Source organism: Kitasatospora sp. NPDC127121 (genome assembly GCF_042677305.1).
Classification (GTDB): Bacteria; Actinomycetota; Actinomycetes; order Streptomycetales; family Streptomycetaceae; genus Kitasatospora.
Window position 1 is genome coordinate 19,847 of sequence record NZ_JBHXTQ010000041.1, and the last position, 16,922, is coordinate 36,768.

Annotated in this window: 12 protein-coding genes, 1 pseudogene and 3 riboswitches; of the genes and pseudogenes, 4 read left to right on the forward strand and 9 right to left on the reverse strand. The window is 73.7% G+C overall.

Annotated features, from left to right (window positions below):
• Nucleotides 1–23 precede the first annotated feature (23 nt).
• The gene (tnpA, locus tag ACFVHI_RS20945) at nucleotides 24–440 is read left to right on the forward strand and encodes an IS200/IS605 family transposase (protein WP_380341481.1); all 417 of its coding nucleotides are present in this window, start codon (nucleotides 24–26) and stop codon (nucleotides 438–440) included.
• A gap of 92 nt (nucleotides 441–532) precedes the next feature.
• On the opposite strand, the pseudogene ACFVHI_RS20950 reads toward tnpA, so the two are convergent.
• Nucleotides 533–649, reverse strand: a pseudogene (locus tag ACFVHI_RS20950) (helix-turn-helix domain-containing protein); the annotation flags it as partial.
• A 17-nt stretch (nucleotides 650–666) separates the two neighbouring features.
• Nucleotides 667–1,527, reverse strand: coding sequence for a dihydropteroate synthase (gene folP, locus ACFVHI_RS20955; RefSeq protein ID WP_380341484.1), 861 nt, complete (start codon nucleotides 1,525–1,527; stop codon nucleotides 667–669).
• 114 nt (nucleotides 1,528–1,641) lie between these two features.
• On the opposite strand from folP, the gene metF reads away from it, so the two are divergent.
• Nucleotides 1,642–2,559 (forward strand): methylenetetrahydrofolate reductase [NAD(P)H], encoded by a 918-nt coding sequence (metF, locus tag ACFVHI_RS20960; RefSeq protein WP_380341486.1) that lies wholly within the window; start codon nucleotides 1,642–1,644, stop codon nucleotides 2,557–2,559.
• A gap of 89 nt (nucleotides 2,560–2,648) precedes the next feature.
• On the opposite strand, the gene metE is transcribed toward metF, so the two are convergent.
• The 6 genes from metE to ACFVHI_RS20990 form a co-directional block, all read right to left on the reverse strand.
• Nucleotides 2,649–4,964, reverse strand: a complete 2,316-nt coding sequence (gene metE / locus ACFVHI_RS20965; protein ID WP_380341489.1) for a 5-methyltetrahydropteroyltriglutamate--homocysteine S-methyltransferase — start codon at nucleotides 4,962–4,964, stop codon at nucleotides 2,649–2,651.
• A 164-nt stretch (nucleotides 4,965–5,128) separates the two neighbouring features.
• A riboswitch (cobalamin riboswitch) is annotated at nucleotides 5,129–5,351 on the reverse strand.
• A gap of 29 nt (nucleotides 5,352–5,380) precedes the next feature.
• On the reverse strand, nucleotides 5,381–6,286 hold the full coding sequence (locus ACFVHI_RS20970; protein ID WP_380341492.1) for an ECF transporter S component: 906 nt from the start codon (nucleotides 6,284–6,286) through the stop codon (nucleotides 5,381–5,383).
• Entirely contained in the window at nucleotides 6,283–7,986 is a 1,704-nt protein-coding gene (locus tag ACFVHI_RS20975) for an ABC transporter ATP-binding protein (RefSeq protein ID WP_380341495.1), read from the reverse strand. The genes ACFVHI_RS20970 and ACFVHI_RS20975 overlap by 4 nt, the downstream gene beginning before the upstream one ends.
• Nucleotides 7,983–9,236: a CbiQ family ECF transporter T component gene (locus tag ACFVHI_RS20980; protein WP_380341498.1), complete on the reverse strand. Its 1,254-nt coding sequence runs from the start codon at nucleotides 9,234–9,236 to the stop codon at nucleotides 7,983–7,985. Before ACFVHI_RS20980 ends, ACFVHI_RS20975 begins: the two co-directional genes overlap by 4 nt.
• A gap of 4 nt (nucleotides 9,237–9,240) precedes the next feature.
• A complete protein-coding gene (locus tag ACFVHI_RS20985; RefSeq protein WP_380341501.1) occupies nucleotides 9,241–10,461 on the reverse strand; it encodes a hypothetical protein in 1,221 nt (406 codons plus the stop codon).
• Nucleotides 10,458–13,457, reverse strand: coding sequence for a prenyltransferase/squalene oxidase repeat-containing protein (locus ACFVHI_RS20990; RefSeq protein WP_380341503.1), 3,000 nt, complete (start codon nucleotides 13,455–13,457; stop codon nucleotides 10,458–10,460). The genes ACFVHI_RS20985 and ACFVHI_RS20990 overlap by 4 nt, the downstream gene beginning before the upstream one ends.
• A gap of 103 nt (nucleotides 13,458–13,560) precedes the next feature.
• Nucleotides 13,561–13,704: riboswitch (cobalamin riboswitch) on the reverse strand.
• Between the two features lie 77 nt (nucleotides 13,705–13,781).
• Nucleotides 13,782–13,858, forward strand: a riboswitch (cobalamin riboswitch).
• 208 nt (nucleotides 13,859–14,066) lie between these two features.
• Here ACFVHI_RS20990 and ACFVHI_RS20995 point away from each other — a divergent pair.
• Complete coding sequence (locus ACFVHI_RS20995; RefSeq protein WP_380341601.1) at nucleotides 14,067–15,443, forward strand: hypothetical protein; 1,377 nt, start codon at nucleotides 14,067–14,069, stop codon at nucleotides 15,441–15,443.
• Nucleotides 15,444–15,604: 161 nt separating this feature from the next.
• Nucleotides 15,605–16,279 carry an SMI1/KNR4 family protein gene (locus ACFVHI_RS21000; protein WP_380341506.1) on the forward strand — a complete coding sequence of 225 codons (675 nt, stop codon included), beginning with the start codon at nucleotides 15,605–15,607 and terminating at the stop codon, nucleotides 16,277–16,279.
• Between the two features lie 127 nt (nucleotides 16,280–16,406).
• On the opposite strand, the gene ACFVHI_RS21005 is transcribed toward ACFVHI_RS21000, so the two are convergent.
• Nucleotides 16,407–16,886, reverse strand: a complete 480-nt coding sequence (locus ACFVHI_RS21005) for a flagellar hook-length control protein FliK (protein ID WP_380341508.1) — start codon at nucleotides 16,884–16,886, stop codon at nucleotides 16,407–16,409.
• Nucleotides 16,887–16,922 lie beyond the last annotated feature (36 nt).

Consider the following 16,922-nt stretch of genomic DNA (forward strand, 5'->3'; position numbering starts at 1 on the left):
CGACACAGTACTGCAGTTGGTTTATGGCTGAGCATCAGGAGATCCGTACAGGCAGGCACTGCACATTCGCGCTTCACGCGCACTTGGTTTTCGTGACGAAATTCCGGCACAAGGTGTTCAACGACGCCCATCTTCGACGGGTGGAGGAGATCATGCGGACGGTCGCCGAAGACTTCGAGTGCGAGATCGTGGAGTTCAACGGTGAGAACAACCACGTCCACCTGCTGGTGAACTTCCCCCCGAAGGTCGCCCTGTCCAAGCTGGTCAACAGCCTCAAGGGCGTCAGCTCACGCCGGATGCGCCAGGAGTATCCCGAACTGGTCCGCCACTACTGGCGCGCACAGAAGCTGTGGTCCGGCTCGTACTTCGCGGGGTCGGTCGGCGGAGCACCGATCAGCGTGCTCCGCCAGTACATCGAGCAGCAGAACCGCCCGGCCTAGAACCTGCACGGAGCACTCCGGCGCTCCGCGCCTACAGGCCAAGGATTCGCTTCACCACCGGGCTAAAGCCCGACGCACTGCGAATAGTCTCGGTAGCTGGTCGAGATGCCGAGCTCGCGCGCCAGCTCGACCTGGTTCATGCCGTGCTCGCGGCGCAGTCGGCGCAGCTTGGCGTGGGCGTAGACCTTCCGCCCGGTCGGACGTGGCATGGCGCGTACTTCCTCTCTCAGGCCCGGTTGGTTCGGATCGCGGCCTCGACCCGGACGGCGTCGGCCGTGTCCCGGACCTCGTGCACCCGCACCGCCCACGCGCCCTGCGCGGCGGCCAGGACGCTGGCCGCCGCGGTGGCCGCGTCGCGTTCACGGGCCGGACGGGCCTCGCCCGTCCGCGGGTCGGCCAGCAGCTCGCCCAGGAAGCGCTTGCGCGAGGCCGCCACCAGGAGCGGGCGCCCCAGCACGCGCCAGGCGTCGAGCGATGCCAGCAGCGCCCAGTCGTCCTGCCGGCGTTTGGCGAAGCCGAGGCCCGGGTCCACGATGACCTGGGAGGGGTCGACCCCGGCCGCCACCACCGTGTCCATCTGCCGTGCGACCTCACGGATCACCTCGGCCGCGACGTCCTCGTACGCGGCCAGTTCGTCCATGCGGGCGGACTGCCCGCGCCAGTGCATGACGACGAAGGGCACTCCGGATCTGGCCGCGGCGCCGATCATGCCCGCGTCGGCCCGGCCCCCGCTGACGTCGTTGATGATCCGGGCGCCGGATTCCACCGCCGCTTCGGCGACCCGGGCCCGCATCGTGTCGATGCTGACCAGGACGCCCTTGTCGGTGAGCGAGCGCACCACCGGCAGGACCCGGCGCAGTTCCTCCTCCTCGGACACCCTGGTCGCTCCCGGCCGGGTCGACTCCCCGCCGACGTCCACGATGTCGGCGCCCTGCTCGGCCAGCAGCAGTCCTCGGTCCACCGCGCGCCCCGGGTCCAGCCAGCGGCCGCCGTCCGAGAACGAGTCGGGGGTCACGTTCACGACTCCCATCACCGCGCACCGGTCCCATTCGGGCAGCCCCGACAATACCTGCGAAGGTCTTTTCATGCCCCCATTGTGCCGCCCGCCCCACCTGTCCCCCAACTCGCACCCCCGAGAAAATTCGTATCACAGAGTGGACACCTGAGGACTACCGATAGCCCGGCTGGTTAACCTCCTGCCATGACACTCGGAATTCCCTCCACGCGCACGGATCGGGCGACCTCCATCCGCGAACTCCTCGCGACCGGCAGGCTTTCCTCTTCCTTCGAATTCATGCCGCCCCGGAGCGCCGAAGCGGAGGTCGGCCTGTGGAATGCGATCCGGCGCTTGGAAGCGCTGTCCCCCACCTTCGTCTCGGTGACCTACGGCGCCGGCGGGTCGACACGGGAGCGGACGGTGAACGTCACCGGCCGCATCGCGCAGGAGACCACCCTCACGCCGACCGCCCACCTGACCGCGGTCGGCCACAGCGTCGCCGAACTGCGGAACATTCTCGGCCACTACGCCGACCAGGGCGTTCGCAACATCCTGGCGCTGCGCGGCGACCCGCCGGGCGATCCGCTGGGCACCTGGCACCGCCACCCCGACGGGGTGGAGTACGCCGCCGACCTGGTGCGGCTGATCAAGGAGTCCGGCGACTTCTGCGTCGGCGTGGCCGCGTTCCCCGACCTGCACCCGAGGTCCCCCGACTGGGATTCCGAGATCAGGCACTTCATCGAGAAGTGCCGGGCCGGAGCCGACTACGCCATCACCCAGATGTTCTTCGACGTGGACAGCTACCTCCGTTTCCGGGATCGATTGGAATCGGCCGGCTGCACCGTTCCGGTCATTCCGGAGATCATGCCAGTGACCAGCATCCGGTCACTTCGGAGGATTCCGACACTGACCACCGCCGCCATTCCCGATGAGCTTTCCGAAAGCATGCTGAAGCAGCAGGACAACCCGAAGGCCGTCCGGGCGATCGGTATCGATCACGCCACCGGAATGTGCCGGCGCCTGCTGTCCGAGGGGGTTCCCGGGCTGCATTTCATGACCATGAACTTCTCCACGGTGACGACGGAGATCTACCAGAACCTCGGGCTTCCCGGGTCCGGGTGAAACCGGCCGGGCCGCCGTCGGGGAAGCGGCCCGACCCGGCCGGGCGCCGCACGGCGTGCGGGGCCCGGCCGGGGCGTGTCGTCGGCGGGTCAGCCGGCGAGTTCCGCGCGCAGGTGGCGGGCGGCGCCGACGAGGCTGTCGAGCGAGGCGCGGGTCTCCGTCCAGCCGCGGGTCTTCAGGCCGCAGTCGGGGTTGACCCAGAGCCGCTCGGCGGGGATGGCGGCCAGGCCTGCGCGCAGCAGTTCCACGGCCTCCTCGGTGCTGGGGACGCGCGGGGAGTGGATGTCCCAGACGCCCGGCCCGACCTCGCGCGGGTAGCCGGCCCCGGCGAGCTCTCCGGCGACCTCCATGTGCGAGCGGGTGGCCTCCAGCGAGATGACGTCCGCGTCGAGTTCGTCGATCGCCGTCATGATCGCGCCGAACTCGGCGTAGCACATGTGGGTGTGGACCTGGGTGTCGGCGCGGACGCCCGAGGTGGCCAGGCGGAAGGACTCGGTGGCCCACGCCAGGTACGCCGGGCGGTCGGCGGCGCGCAGCGGCAGGGTCTCGCGCAGGGCCGGCTCGTCGACCTGGACGACGGCCGCGCCCGCGGCCTCCAGGTCGGTGACCTCGTCCCGCAGGGCGAGGGCGACTTGCCGCGCGGTGTCGCCGAGCGGCTGGTCGTCTCGGACGAAGGACCAGGCGAGCATCGTGACGGGGCCGGTGAGCATGCCCTTGACCGGGCGGTCGGTGAGGCCCTGCGCGTAGCGGAACCAGTCGACGGTCATCGGGTGCGGGCGGGAGATGTCCCCGGCCAGGACCGGCGGGCGCACGTACCGGGTGCCGTAGGACTGGACCCAGCCGTGCCGGGTGGCGAGGTAGCCGGTGAGCTGTTCGGCGAAGTACTGGACCATGTCGTTGCGCTCGGGCTCGCCGTGCACCAGGACGTCCAGTCCGGCCTTCTCCTGGAAGGCGATGACCTCCCGGACCTCGGTCTCCATCCGCTCCCGGTAGGCCGCCGCGTCGATCCGGCCCGCCGTGAGGTCGGCCCGGGCGACCCGCAGTTCGGAGGTCTGCGGGAACGAGCCGATGGTGGTGGTCGGCAGCAGCGGCAGGCCGAGCCGGGCGCGCTGGGCCTCGGCCCGCTGCGGGTAGGCCTGGGCGCGGCGTGCATCCGCGTCGGTGACGGCGGCGGTGCGGGCGCGCACCGCCGGGTCGTGGGTGATCGGCGAGTTGGCGCGCGAGGCGAGGTCGGCGCGGTTGGCGGCCAGGTCGGCGGCGATCGCCCCCGTGCCCTCGCGCAGGCCCCGGGCCAGCAGCGCCACCTCCCTGGCCTTCTGCTGGGCGAAGGCGAGCCAGCGCAGGATCTGCGGGTCGACGTCGCGTTCGGCGGCGGCGTCCAGCGGCACGTGCAGCAGGGAGCAGGACGGCGCGACGTCGACCCGCTCGGCGAGGCCCAGCAGGGTCGCCAGGGTGGCCAGCGACTTCTCCAGGTCGTTGATCCAGATGTTGCGGCCGTCGACCACCCCGGCGACCAGCCGCTTGCCGGGCAGCCCGCCGACGGCGGCCAGGTCGTCCAGGTTCGCCGCGGCGGGCCCCGTGAAGTCCAGCGCCAGGCCCTCGACCGGGGCCTTGGCCAGCACCGGAAGGGCCTCGCCCAGGCGGTCGAAGTAGCTCGCGACCAGCAGCTTCGGACGGTCCGCCAGGCCGCCCAGCTCACGGTAGGCGCGGGCGACGGCGTTCAGCTCGGCCGGGGTGCGGTCCTGCACCAGCGCGGGCTCGTCCAGCTGCACCCACGCGGCGCCGGCCGCCTTCAGGTCCGCCAGCAGCTGCGCGTAGACGGGCAGCAGCCGGTCCAGCAGGGTGATCGGCTGGAAGTCCTCGGCGACACCGGGGGCGGGCTTGGCGAGCAGCAGGTAGGTGAGGGGGCCGACGAGCACGGGGCGCGCGGTGTGGCCGAGCGCCAGCGCCTCCCGAAACTCCCCGACGGCCTTGGCCGGGTTCGCGGTGAAGACGGTGTCCGGGCCGAGTTCGGGCACCAGGTAGTGGTAGTTGGTGTCGAACCACTTGGTCATCTCCAGCGGCGCGACCTCCTGGGTGCCGCGCGCCATGGCGAAGTAGCCGTCCAGCGCGTCGATTTCGACCGCATCCCGGTGCCGGGGCGGGATCGCGCCGACGGCGACCGTGGTGTCCAGTACGTGGTCGTAGAGCGAGAAGTCGCCGGTGGGCACTTCCAGGACACCGGCCCCGGCGAGCTGCGCCCAGTTCTTCCGGCGCAGGCCGACCGCCGTCTCCTGCAGGGCGTCGGCGGTGACCGTGCCCTTCCAGTAGCCCTCGACGGCCTTCTTCAGCTCCCGGCCCTGGCCCTGCCGGGGGTAGCCGTACACGGTGGCCCTGGTTGCCGCGGCTGCGGACTTCGTGGTCAAGGGACTCTCCTTCGCGAGTCTGGCTCCTCAAGTGCCCGGGGACGGGACGAGAGCGCGAAGGGATGACGAACCGGGCGGCGGCTCACGTCGATGCGCGTGCCGGACCCGCCTGGTATGGTCGCCGACCCGCCCACGAGGTCACCGGGATATCCGCACGCGGAACGGTCCGCGGGCGGGCAACGGGCAGGTCTTCGGACTCGTGGGCGCACCGGGCCTGTTGGCGTCCGGTACCTACTGGCCATCGCTTCCCAGACCCGTCCCGGGTCCAGTGCGTATGACGGCGGTCGTTCCCACTCACCGCTGCGGGGCAGTCCCGGATTCCCACCGGGTTCCCTCTTGCGACGTCCTGCCTGGCGGGCAGGACGAACCAGCTGCGCCGCCAGCTTAGGGGCAAACCGCCGGGGCCGACGCGGAATTCACGGAAGCCGTCCACATGGTGAGACTCCCTCGCCGCTCGCGGAGCCGTTCGCGGAGCCCCTGGCGGTGCCGTTCGCGGAGCCGATGGCCGTGCCGGTCGCCGCGACTCGTCGACCGTCCGGGGCTTCGAAGCGCACCGTGGGCTCGAAGTTGGCGCGGCGGGCCGCGCGGCGGAAGACGGTGAGGACGGCCGGGCCGACGACGAGCACGGCGGTGAAGGTGGTGACGGCCCGACCGGTGTCCCAGCCGAGCGAGGTGGCGAGGTCGAAGAGCAGGTAGCGGTGCCACTGCTCGGTGAAGGGCAGGCCCGGCAGGTAGGCGATGGAACTGTTCGGGTCGGTGGAGAACGGCCAGAAGGAGAGGTTGAGGAGGAAGCCGAAGAGGTACCCGGAGAACGCCCCGTACGCGGCCAGCATCGACACCTCCCAGCGCCGCCGTCGGGTTCTCGGCAGGAGCCCGGCGAGCATGCCGACGAACGCGCAGCCGAACATCTGGTACGGCATCCAGGGGCCGACGCCGCCGGTGAGCAGCGCGGAGGCGAACAGCGAGGTGCAGCCGAGGGTGAACCCGAAGCCCGGGCCGAAGACCCGGCCGGCCAGGACGAGGAGGAAGAAGACCGTCTCCACCCCGGCGGTGCCGGCGCCGAGCGGGCGCAGCCCGGCGTTGACGGCGGACAGGACGCCGAGCATGGCGAGGGCCTTGGCGTCGATGCCGCCGGCCGCGATCTCGGCGATGACGACGGCGAGCACCAGGATCAGCAGGGCGCCGAAGATCAGCGGCGGGGCGTAGGAGGAGCCGAACTTCCCGGGGGCGACGACGAACGGCCAGGTGAAGGCGACCAGGCCGATGAAGGCGGCCAGGGCCGCGACGACGCGGGCCCGGCCGGGGATCCGGACGGCGCTCACCGGGCGGCCTCTGCGGGTTCCAGGGCCTCGGCCACCTGTCGGGTCGTCAGGTAGGGCAGCGGCGCGAGGATCTTGGCGGTCTGGGGGGCGAAGGTGGGCGAGGCGACGATGACCTCGGCGGTGGGACCGTCGGCGACGACCTCGCCCTCGGCCATCACCACCACCCGGTCGGCGGCGGCGGCGACGAACTCGACGTCGTGGGTGGAGACGACGACCGTACGGCCTTCGGCGGCGAGGGCGTCGACGATGCCGGTGAGCGCTTCCTTCGCGTGGTAGTCGAGCCCTCGGGTGGGTTCGTCCAGCAGCACCACCCTTGACGCGGCGGCCAGTTGGATCGCCAGGACCAGGGCCAGCTTCTGGCCCTCGGAGAGGTCCCGGGGGTGGGTGCCGTCGGGGATCCCGGGGGCGAGCCGGTCGAGGATCTGCCGCGCGGTCGGGCTTGCTGCGGTCGGGCCGACTGTGGTCGGACCTGCGGCGGTCGGCCCGGCTGTGGTCGGGCCTGCTGCGCTGCGGGCCTCCAGGTCGCTCTGGGCGAGTTCCTGGGCGACCGTCTCCAGGTACAGCAGGTCGGTCGGGGTCTGCGGGACGAGCCCGACGAGCTGCCGGGCCCTGGTCGCGGAGAGCCGCTTGGGGTCCGCGGCCGGCCCGCCGCCGGCTCCGAGGACCTGCACGCTGCCGCCCTGCCGCGGGCCGGAGCCCTGGAGCGCCCACAGGAGCGAGGACTTGCCCGAGCCGTTGCGCCCCATCAGCGCCGTGACCTCGCCGGCCCGCAGCTCCAGCCCGACCTCCCGGACGGCGGTCACCGGCCCGTACCGGACGACCACCCCCCGGGCGTCGAGCACCCGCTCCCCCGCCACCGCTGCCCGGCGCGGCGGAGGAACGGGCACGTCGGTGAGCCGCTCCCGCAGCGGGGCGGCGGCGCGGCGGGCGTCCCGGACGGAGAGCGGCAGCGGCCGCCACCCGGCCAGCCGGCCGAGGTCGACGACGGGCGGCGCGATCGCGGTGTGCCGGAAGACCTCGGCGGGCGGCCCGTGCACGACCGTGCCGTCGCCGGGCAGGTAGGCGACGCGGTCGGCGTACTGGACGACCCGCTCCAGGCGGTGTTCGGCGAGCAGGACGGTGACGCCGAGGTCGTGGACCAGGCGGGTGATGGCCGCGAGCACCTCCTCGGCGGCGGTCGGGTCGAGCGCCGAGGTCGGTTCGTCCAGGACCAGGACGCGCGGGTGCGCGGTGAGCACCGAGCCGATGGCGACGCGCTGCTGCTGGCCGCCGGAGAGCTCGTGCAGGGCGCGGTGGCGCAGGTCGGCGAGGCCGAGCAGGTCGAGGGTCTCCTCGACGCGCTTGCGCATCACCTCCGGCGGGACGGCCAACTGCTCCATGACGTAGGCGAGTTCCTCCTCCACCGTGTCGGTGGTGAAGCCGGCCAGCGGGTCCTGCCCCACCACGCCCACCACGTCGGCGAGTTCGCGCGGCGGGTGGTGCGCGGTGTCCCGGCCGTCCACGGTGACCCTGCCTCGCAGGGTGCCGCCGGTGAAGTGCGGCACGAGGCCGTTGACGGCGCCGAGCAGGGTCGACTTGCCGACGCCGGTGCGGCCGACCACCAGGCAGAGCTCGCCCTCCGGGATGTGCAGGTCGACGTCGCGCAGGACGGGGGTGGTCTCGCCGTCGTACACCACGCCGACCTGGTCGAATCGGATCACGTGCTCACCTCGGGGGTCGTGCGGTCGGTGCCGGTGCGGCGGGCCCCGGTGGCGGGCTCCGGGGTACGGCCCGGCGGCGGCGCGATCACCCCGGCGGCGCCGGCCAGCAGCAGGGCGAGCACCGGGACGAGCGGCAGGCTCGGCCAACTGAGCGGGTAGAGCGAGGGGTTGAGGTCGGTGGCGGCGTAGCCGACGGTGGCGAACAGCAGGACGGCGGCAATCACCCCGCAGCCCGCGACGCCCCACTCGGCGGCCCGCCAGCGGTCCGGCCGGTAGGTGGTGCGCCGCACGCGCCGGCCGCCGAGGATCAGCCCCGCCACGCAGAGCAGGGCGCCCGCGAGGAAGGCCGGAAGCCCCAGGGCAGCGGGGGCGGTTCCGTCCAGGAGCCCGTACACCCCGGCGCACAGGCCGCACATGCCGAGCAGCATCAGGGCGCCGGTGACGCGGCGGGAGCGGCGGGTCGCGGTGCCGGAGCGGCCGTAACCGCGCGAGTCCATCGCGGCGGCCAGGTGCAGCGAACGCTCCAGCGCGTCCTCCAGCACCGGGACGACGATGCTGCGCAGCGCGCGGACGCCCTTCCGCTGCCCGGCCCGCAACCGCCTTGCCCGGGCGACGCGTTGGACGCTCTGCACCAGCTGCGGGGCGACGCTCAGCGACACCGTCACGGCGACGCCCAGCTCGTACAGGGCGCCGGGCAGGACGCGCAGGGCGCGCTTGGGGTTGGCGAGCGTGTTGGCGGCGCCGATGCAGCAGATCAGGCAGGCCAGGCGCAGCCCGTCGAAGGCGGCGGAGAGGGTCGCCTCCAGGGAGACCGGCCCGCCGATCCGGATGCCCGCGTACCAGGCGGGGGTGGGGAGGTGCGGGAGGGAGAAGAGCAGGTGGTCGTGCGGGGTGATGCCGGTGGCGAAGACGCACCGGAACACCACCCGGATCGCCACCACGGTCAGGGCCAGCCACAGGTAGTAGGTGAACCCGCGGGCCCACGGGGCCTCGGTCCGGCGGGCGGTGACCACGTAGCCGAGCACGGCGAGGACCAGCAGGAGCAGCAGCGGGTTGGTGGTGCGGCTGGCCGCCGTCGCCAGGGCGAGCGCCCAGGTCCACCAGGCCAGCGGGTGCAGGTTCCGGGGGCTGCGCCGGCTCCCGGCGTCCCGTCGGGGGGTGGGCTTCGGGTTGGGGTTGGGCTTCGGGTTGGGCTTCGGCTTCGGGTCGGGCTTCGGGGGGACGGCGTCGGGTTCGTCGGGCTTGGTCACCTGATCACTCGGCCCGTCGGCGGCGGCGTCGCGCGACGACCACGGTGGCCGCGCCCAGCGCCCCCACGAGGGCGGTCGCGATGACGGCGGGAACCATCGACCCGGAGTCGTGCGGGGCATCGGCCACCGGATTGGCGTCCACCACGCCGCCGGGCACGGCGGGGGTGGACGTCGGCGCGGCCGCGGCCTCGACCGTCTGCGGGGTCGGCTGATCGCTCGGGGCGTCCGTCGGCGGCGCGGTGGACGGCTCGACCGGCACCGGCGTGGCGGGCACGGGCGTCGGCTCGGGCGCTCCGGGCGGAGTGATGCCGTCCTCGGGGGTGGCGTCGGCGCCGGGCCCCGGGGTGGTGGCGGGCGCGGGCGGACGGGCTCCGCCCGTCGGGGGCTTGGCGGGGGCCGGGGGCCGGCCCGATCCGGTGCCACCGGTCGTGCCGGCGCCGCTGGTGCCGGCGGTTCCGCCGCTGCTGCCGGTGCTGCCTGCGTTTCCGGTGGCGCCGGTGGTGCCGGTGGCGCCGCTCGAACCGGAGCCGTTGCCGCTGCCGCTGCCGCCGGTCGTACCCGTGCCGCCCGTCGACCCGCCGCCGGAACCGCTGGAGCCGCCGCCCGAGCCGCCCGTGGTGCCCTGGCCGGGGTCGGCGGGCTGCCCGCCGGGACTGGAGTTGTTCGCGCGCACGCTGTCCGGCGAGAAGCCCGGCCGCCCCTCGGTGCCCTCGATGTTGGTACCACCGAAGATCCAGAGGTCGACGCTGCCGGGCTTCGGCTGGTAGCTCATCGCCCCGAGCTGGCTGTAGGACCACTCGTTCTGGCCCGGATCGGCGTGCCAGTACGACCAGTAGGCCGTGGCCGGGGGCGTCAGGACGCACTTCTCCTGGTCCGGGGCCGGGAACTGCTTGCCGCCCTGGAAGCCGCTGTAGCCGATCCGGCAGATGAACGCCGGACCGTCGTGCCCGGTCCCGGTGGTCTTCCAGCCGCCCTGGTTGAGCAGGGTGAAGCCGGTGGTCGGCGTGGTCCCGCAGGAGCGCAGCAACGGGCCGCCCCACTTGCTGAAGTCCACGGCGAGCACCACGCCGGAGGTGGTGGTGCACTGGTCGATCGGCAGCGGCGCCGCGGACGCCGGGGCGGTGCCCACGGCGACGCCGCCGAACGCGAGGGCGAAGGTCAGGGCCGCCGCCCCGGACAGCCTGCCGAGCCGACCGCCGAGCCGACCGCCGAGTCCCCGGCTCACCGGTGACGCCCCGGGGCGGCCGCGGCGCGGCGCCGGGCGACGAGGACGGCCGCCGCGCCGAGCGCGGTCAGCACACCCGCGCCCGCCGTCAGCGTCAGGGCCTGGGTTCCGGTCCCGGCCAGGCTGCCGGAACCGGTCTGCGCCGGCACGCCACCGGCGGGGGCGACGGCGACGGGTGCGCCACCGCCACCGCCACCGCCACCGGCCGGAGCGTCGACGCCACCGGCCGACCAGGTGGCCGAACCGTCGCCGGTCGAGGGAACGGCGGTGTCCGAGGGACCAGCCGTGGCGGGAGAGCCCGTCGGGCTCGGCGTGCCCGTGGGCGTGTTCGTGGACGTGTTCGTGGGCGTGCCGGTCGGGGTATCGGTCGGCGTGCCCGTGGGAGTACCAGTGGGCGTGCCCGTCGGCGTGCCGGTCGGCGTACCCGTCGGGGTCGCCGTCCCGGTGGAAGTCGGAGTCGGCGTCGGCGTCGACGTTCCCCCGAGGTCCCGGAACAGCGTGCCGAACGAGATCCCGGTGGCACCGCCGAGCACCTGCGTGGACGCGCGGACGTCCGATCCCGGCTGCCCGGCGGAGGCGACGTTGAACCCGCCGTCGCCGTTCTGCTGACCCGCCAGGAAGTCGCGCGCCTTGGCGATCTGGGCGCCGTACGAGGCCTGGCGCAGCGTCATGCCCTGGATGGCGAGCGCGGCCGAGTTGGTCGAGTCGCCGGCCGCTCCCGGGAAGCCGCCGTCGGGCAACTGCCGCGCGGCGAGCCAGCCGAGGCCCTGGTCGACGGCCCGCGCGGCCTCGTCCCCCGGCACGAGGGCGAGGGCCATGACGGCCATCGCCGTGCTGTCCACGTCGGAGTCCCCGGTGGCGGGGATCAGGCTGGGCCAGGAGCCGTCCTGGTGTTGGAGGCCCTTCAGGTAGGCGATCGCGGGAGCGGCGTTCGTCGAGTCCCCGGCCCGGAGCTGGGCCATGATGCCGAGCGCCTGGGAGAACACCGAGGTGGCGTAGGTGTAGTTGCCGGGCGCCGCGCAGCCGGTGCTCTGGTCGGCCTTGGTGCACACGAGGGCGGCCAGGGCGGCGATCAGGTCGTGGCCGCCGAAGGCGCGCGGGTTGCGGCCGACCGCCTCGGCGAGCAGCGCCTCCTTTCCGATCGAGCCGCCGCCTGCGTACTCGGTGCCGATGCCGGTCCAGTCGTTGACGGTGCGCTCACTGGCGTCCTTGCCCGGCTGGTCCAGGAAGTCGACGATCCTGCGCAGCGCGGCGTCGTCGGTGCCGGTGGCCGCGAGGGCGTAGGCGCCGTCGATGGTGAGGCCGAAGTCGGCGAAGGCCGGGAAGCCCTCGTAGTAGCGGCCGTTGATCAGGCGGGACGGGTCGGTGAGGTAGACGCTGCCCTTGGCGGCGTCGGGGGTTCTTCCGGCAGGCTTCGTGGTGGCGGGCGTCGTCGGCGGCGTGCCGGCGTCCGGGTTGTGCCGAACGCTGGTGAGGTCGGTGCCGGTCAGGGCCAGGATCGCCTGCTCGGTGGCGGCCGGGTCCGGGTCGGTGGTCGACGCGTCGGGGCCGAAGCCGCCGTCCGTACCCTGCCGGGCGGCGAGCCAGGCCGTGGCGGCGGCCCGGCGGGTGTCCTGTCCGGTGGCCTTGAACGCCTGGGCCGCGCTCGCGGTGCTGATGGTGTCGCCGGGGGCGCCGAGGTACGGGAGCAGGGATCCGTCGGCCTGCTGTCCGGCCGCGAGCTGGTCCGAAGCCTTCTTCGCCGCCGTCTCGTACCCGGGGGCCGTACGCAGGGCGAGGACTGCGAGGCCGGTGGTGAGCGGGTCGGACTCGCAGTGCTCGCCGGCGACGATCATCGATCCGGCCACCCCGCCGTCGGCGCACTGGAGCGCCGTGAAGCGGGCGAGCGCCGGGGCGGGTGGCGTGACGCCGGCGCGTTGGAGGGCGATGACGCCGAGGGACTGGACCCAGGGCGAGGCCGCGCCGAGGAAGTCCCCGGCGGCGGTGCACTTGCCGTTCTCCCCCGCCGCCGTGCAGACGTGGCCGGTGAGCGCGGCGATCAGGTCCCGGCCGCCGAAGGCCCGGGGATCGCCGCCGGTGCTCTCGGCGACGAGGGCCAGCAGTGCGGCGGCCCTCGCATCGGGCCGGCCGGCCGGTCCGTCGGGGTACAGGAAGGCGTCGGTGTGGGCGGCGAGGAAGGCGGTCGTCCTGCGCAGCGCCGGGTCCTGCGTGCCGGCGGCGGCGAGGGCGATGGCGGTGAGGGCGGTCCGGGGGTAGTCCGGCCCCTCGACGGCCCAGTTCTCCATGTGGTCGCCGCCGACGAGTTGGCGGGCCAGCCAGGCCACAGCGGCCGCCGGGTCACCGGCGGTGGACGGCCCGGTCGGTGTCGGGGTCGCCGAGGGCGACGGCGAGGCGGATGGCGAGGCGGACGGCGAAGCCGACGAACCGCCGCTCTTCGCTCTCACGGAGTCCGGGGTGAAGCCCGGTGCCCCGCTGGTACCGCCGATGTCGGTGCCGCCGTACACCCAGGCCTCGACCTCGCCGGGCTTGGGCTTCTGCGTCCCGGCGCCGAACCGGCTGTAGGACCAGGCCTGTTGGCCGGGTTCGGCGATCCAGTACGACCAGTACGCGGTGGCCTGCGGGGTGTTGACGCAGGGTTCCTCGGCCGGCGTCGGGTACTGGGTGCCGCTGTTGAAGGTCCCGGTTCCGAGTCGGCAGATGAAGGCGGGCCCGTCGTGCTCGGTTCCGGCGGTGGTGAAGCCGGCGGCGCGCAGCAGGTTCATCCCGGTCGTGGGGTGGGCGTCGCAGCCCCGGACGACGCCGCCGCCCCAGTGGGTGAAGTCGACGGCGACGATCGCGCCCGTCGTCGCCGTGCACTGCTCGATCGGGTCGGCGGCCGCGGTGCCGGGGCGCCCGAACAGGACGCTTCCGCAGGCGGCGACCGCGACAGCACCGGCGACCACCACGGACGCGAGGTCCCGGTTCCTGTGACGTGTGCGACTGCTGCTGACCCTCACGACGACTCCCTGGTCGGTCGACGCAGGACGCAACGGCGCAGCCGACGGTCTCCTGGGCAGGGACCGTCCGGACCGCGTCGTAGTCCGCGACGACGCAAGTGCTCTGTGAACAGGCCCCCGGTCCAGGCATTCCGGCTCACCCACCACAGGTGGGTCCACGGTTGCGGGTCAGCGCCGGAGTTGGACCGGCTTCCCCTGAATGCCGAGGGCAAAAAATCGGTTCATCAGACCACGGCGGTCGAACGGGAGTCAACGGGTCGTCATATCGATCACATCACCTCGTCGGCCGGTGCGCCGTGCGGTAGCGTCCGCGGTGGCCGAGCGGGGGAACCCGGTGCGAATCCGGGGCTGACGCGCAGCGGTGTGGGGTGGCCATCGTGCCGCCCTGAGCCCGAATGCCCGCCCGGCCACGCACCATGGCGAAAGCCGGCCCACGCGATCCGGGCGGCGACCGCTCCGGCAGTCGCGCGCCCTCCAACGGACGCCGGAACTCCGGGGCAGGGTCGGCGCCCGCCACCCCAAGGAGCCTGTCCCGTGTCCCTCCTCGCCCCCTCGCGGACCACCCCCTCTCGGACCACCCCCTCCCGCGCCGCCTCCGCCGCCTCCGCCATCACCGTCGCCCTGACGGCCGGCGCACTCCTGCTCTCCGCCGTCCCCGCCCACGCGACGGCCAGCCCGACCCAGATAGCCACCTCGAAGAGCACCGGCGTCACCTACCTGAAGTCGCTCCAGGCCGCCGACGGCAGCTACGTCACCGGCGGCGGGCTCTCCAACGAGTGGGCGTTCAGCGCACTCGCGGCCGCCGGCACGGCCGCCGCCGACGTCACCCCCGGCGGCGACCCCACCAAGAACGCCCGCCTGGTGTACCGCAACCAGCTCGCCGCCCCCGGCTGGCCGAGCGCCTCGCCGGTCGTCACGGACTACGAGCGCGGCATCCTCAACGCCTACGCCGCCGGCATCGACCCCGCCCGGGTCGGCCCGGGCCGCAACCTCGTCGCCGACCTCGCCGCCTACTGGCAGACCGCCGAACCCGGCTACTACGGCCCGTCCGCCAACTTCAACGGCACCGTCTTCGGCCTCCTCGCCCTCGCGGGCGCCAAGACCCAGGCCGGCAGCCCCCGCGTCCCGCAGCCGCTGCTCGACGCCTCCGTCACGGCGGTGCGCGCCAACCAGCACAACGACGGCGGCTGGAACTTCAGCAAGGCCGCGGGCGACCCGAACGCCCTCGCCCAGGGCAGCGACATCGACATGACCGGTGCCGCCATGGCCTCGCTCTGCACCGGGGGCGTCCCCGCCACCGACCCGGCGATCGTCGCCGCCAAGAACTTCCTCAAGGGCAAGCTCACCGCCTCCGGCGCCTTCAACGCCATGTTCGGCGTCAACACCGACTCCAACGGCTGGGCCGTCTCCGGCCTCAACGCCTGCGGCATCAACCCCCAGGGCGCCGACTTCACCAGCGGCACCGGCAAGAGCCCCGTCGACTTCCTGATCGCCCAGCAGTTCAAGCCCGGCGGCGGCTTCAAGTACCTGCCCACCGACACCACCCCCTCCCCCTACGCCTCCGTCGACGGCCTGCGCGCCGTCGCCGGCGCCGGCTTCACCGCCACCCCGCCGGCCCCGACCACCGCCGGCGAGCCCGCCTGGGCCGCCGCCACCACCTTCGTCCCCGGCACCGCCGCCAAGCTCGCGCTGGTCATCGACGACGGCACCGGCGCGCTCAAGGTCTGCGCCGTCACCCTCACCCCGACCGGCACCACCGCGACCCTCGGCGACGTCCTCGACTCCGCCGCATCCGCGACCCCCGCCGGCTGCGTCACCGCCGTCACCCCGTCCTCCGGCACCGGCGCCGTCACCGCGATCAACGGCACCGCCAACAGCGGCTCCTCCACCTGGAAGGTCAGCCTGGACGGCGCCACCGCCACCACCGCCACCCGGGCCACCACCGTCCACCTCGGCGACACCGTCTCGCTCCGCTACGGCAACTGATCCGAAGGTCCCGGTCGTCCTGGACGCCGGGGACGAGCTTCGAACCGTTGAGATCGAGCGGGGCCCGTCAGCCGGCGGTCTTCCGGTCGGGTCAGTGGCTTGTCGGAGCCGTCGCCTAAAGTGCAGCTTCTGACGACGGGCGGCCGGAGAGGGGTCAGGTAATGACCGAGGCATGGGACCGACTGCGGGCGATCATGGGCGAGCCGGTGTACACCCCGGCGCGGGTGCCGTGGGAGCTGGCACCGGCCGAGCTCGGGGTCCAACTGCCGTCGGACTACCGGGCGTTCGTCGATCTGTACGGTGCGGTGAACCTGAACGGCGAGTGGGGTGTGCGGTCGCCGACGGAGCGCTCCCACGGAGTCGGTTCGCCGGGCGGCCTGGCGGGGTGGCGTTTCGAGAGCGACACCGAGTTCCGGGGGCAGGTCGAGGGCGAGGACGAGTTCTGGGACCAGGAGCGCACCCCTGTGTTCCCGGACCCGGGCGGGCTGCTGCCCTGGGGCATGAACAGCAACCACAACTACTGCTGCTGGCTGACCGACGGCCCGGACCCGGAGCAGTGGCCGGTGGCCGTCTTCTGCGACTTCGGTGGCGTCGACGACGGTGCGCTCGACCGTTTCGACGGCGGCTTCGCGGAGTTCGTGGCGACCGTACTCACCGGCGGCTACGCCCATGAGGACGAGTTGCTGGTGCGCCCGGACCCGGAGGAGTGGGGACCTCAACCGGCCCGGCCGCTCTGGACACCCGCCTACGACTGGACCGGCAAGGACTGGGGCGCGGAGTGGGGCATCACCTGGTACCGGCCCACCGGGTCGACGGAAATGCCCTGGACCAGGTAGCGGTGATCCGCCGACCTGGCATTCGCCTTCCCTCGCCCGGCGGCGCCGAACATCACGCAACAGCCGTACCGCCGGTGCCCCGGCCCCCCCTTCCGGAGGGGCCGGGGCACCGGGGTGCCGCCGGGGGTCAGAGCGCGGTGACGCCCGGCTGGGCGCCGGCGCCGAAGGACCAGCCCTCGACGTCGCCGGGTGCCGGGTTGTAGCTGCCCGCGCCGAGGTTGCTGTACGACCAGGGGCCGCCGTGCTGGGCGTGCCAGTACGACCAGTAGGCGCTGCCGGTGGGGTTGGTGCAGGTCGTCGGCAGGGCGTTGATGGTGCAGACGAAGCCCGGGTAGCGCGGGTGGAAGGTGTACGCGAACCCGGCACCGGTCAGCGCGGCCAGGCCGCTGGCCGGATCGCCGGGTGCGCAGCCGGTCTGGATGCCGCCGCCGACGGCGGTGGAGTCGACCACGACGGTGACGCCGGTGGTGCCGTCGCAGGCGGCGGCCTGTGCCTGCGGGGCTTGGACGGCGGAGGCGCCGAGCAGGCCGGCGGTGAGGGCAGCGGCGGCGGCGATCGAGCCGAGGGTGCGGCGGGTCGGGCGCGCGGGCGCCAGGGTGTCAGTCATCGGAGCTCTCCTCGCGGGGTCAGCGGGTGGTCAGCG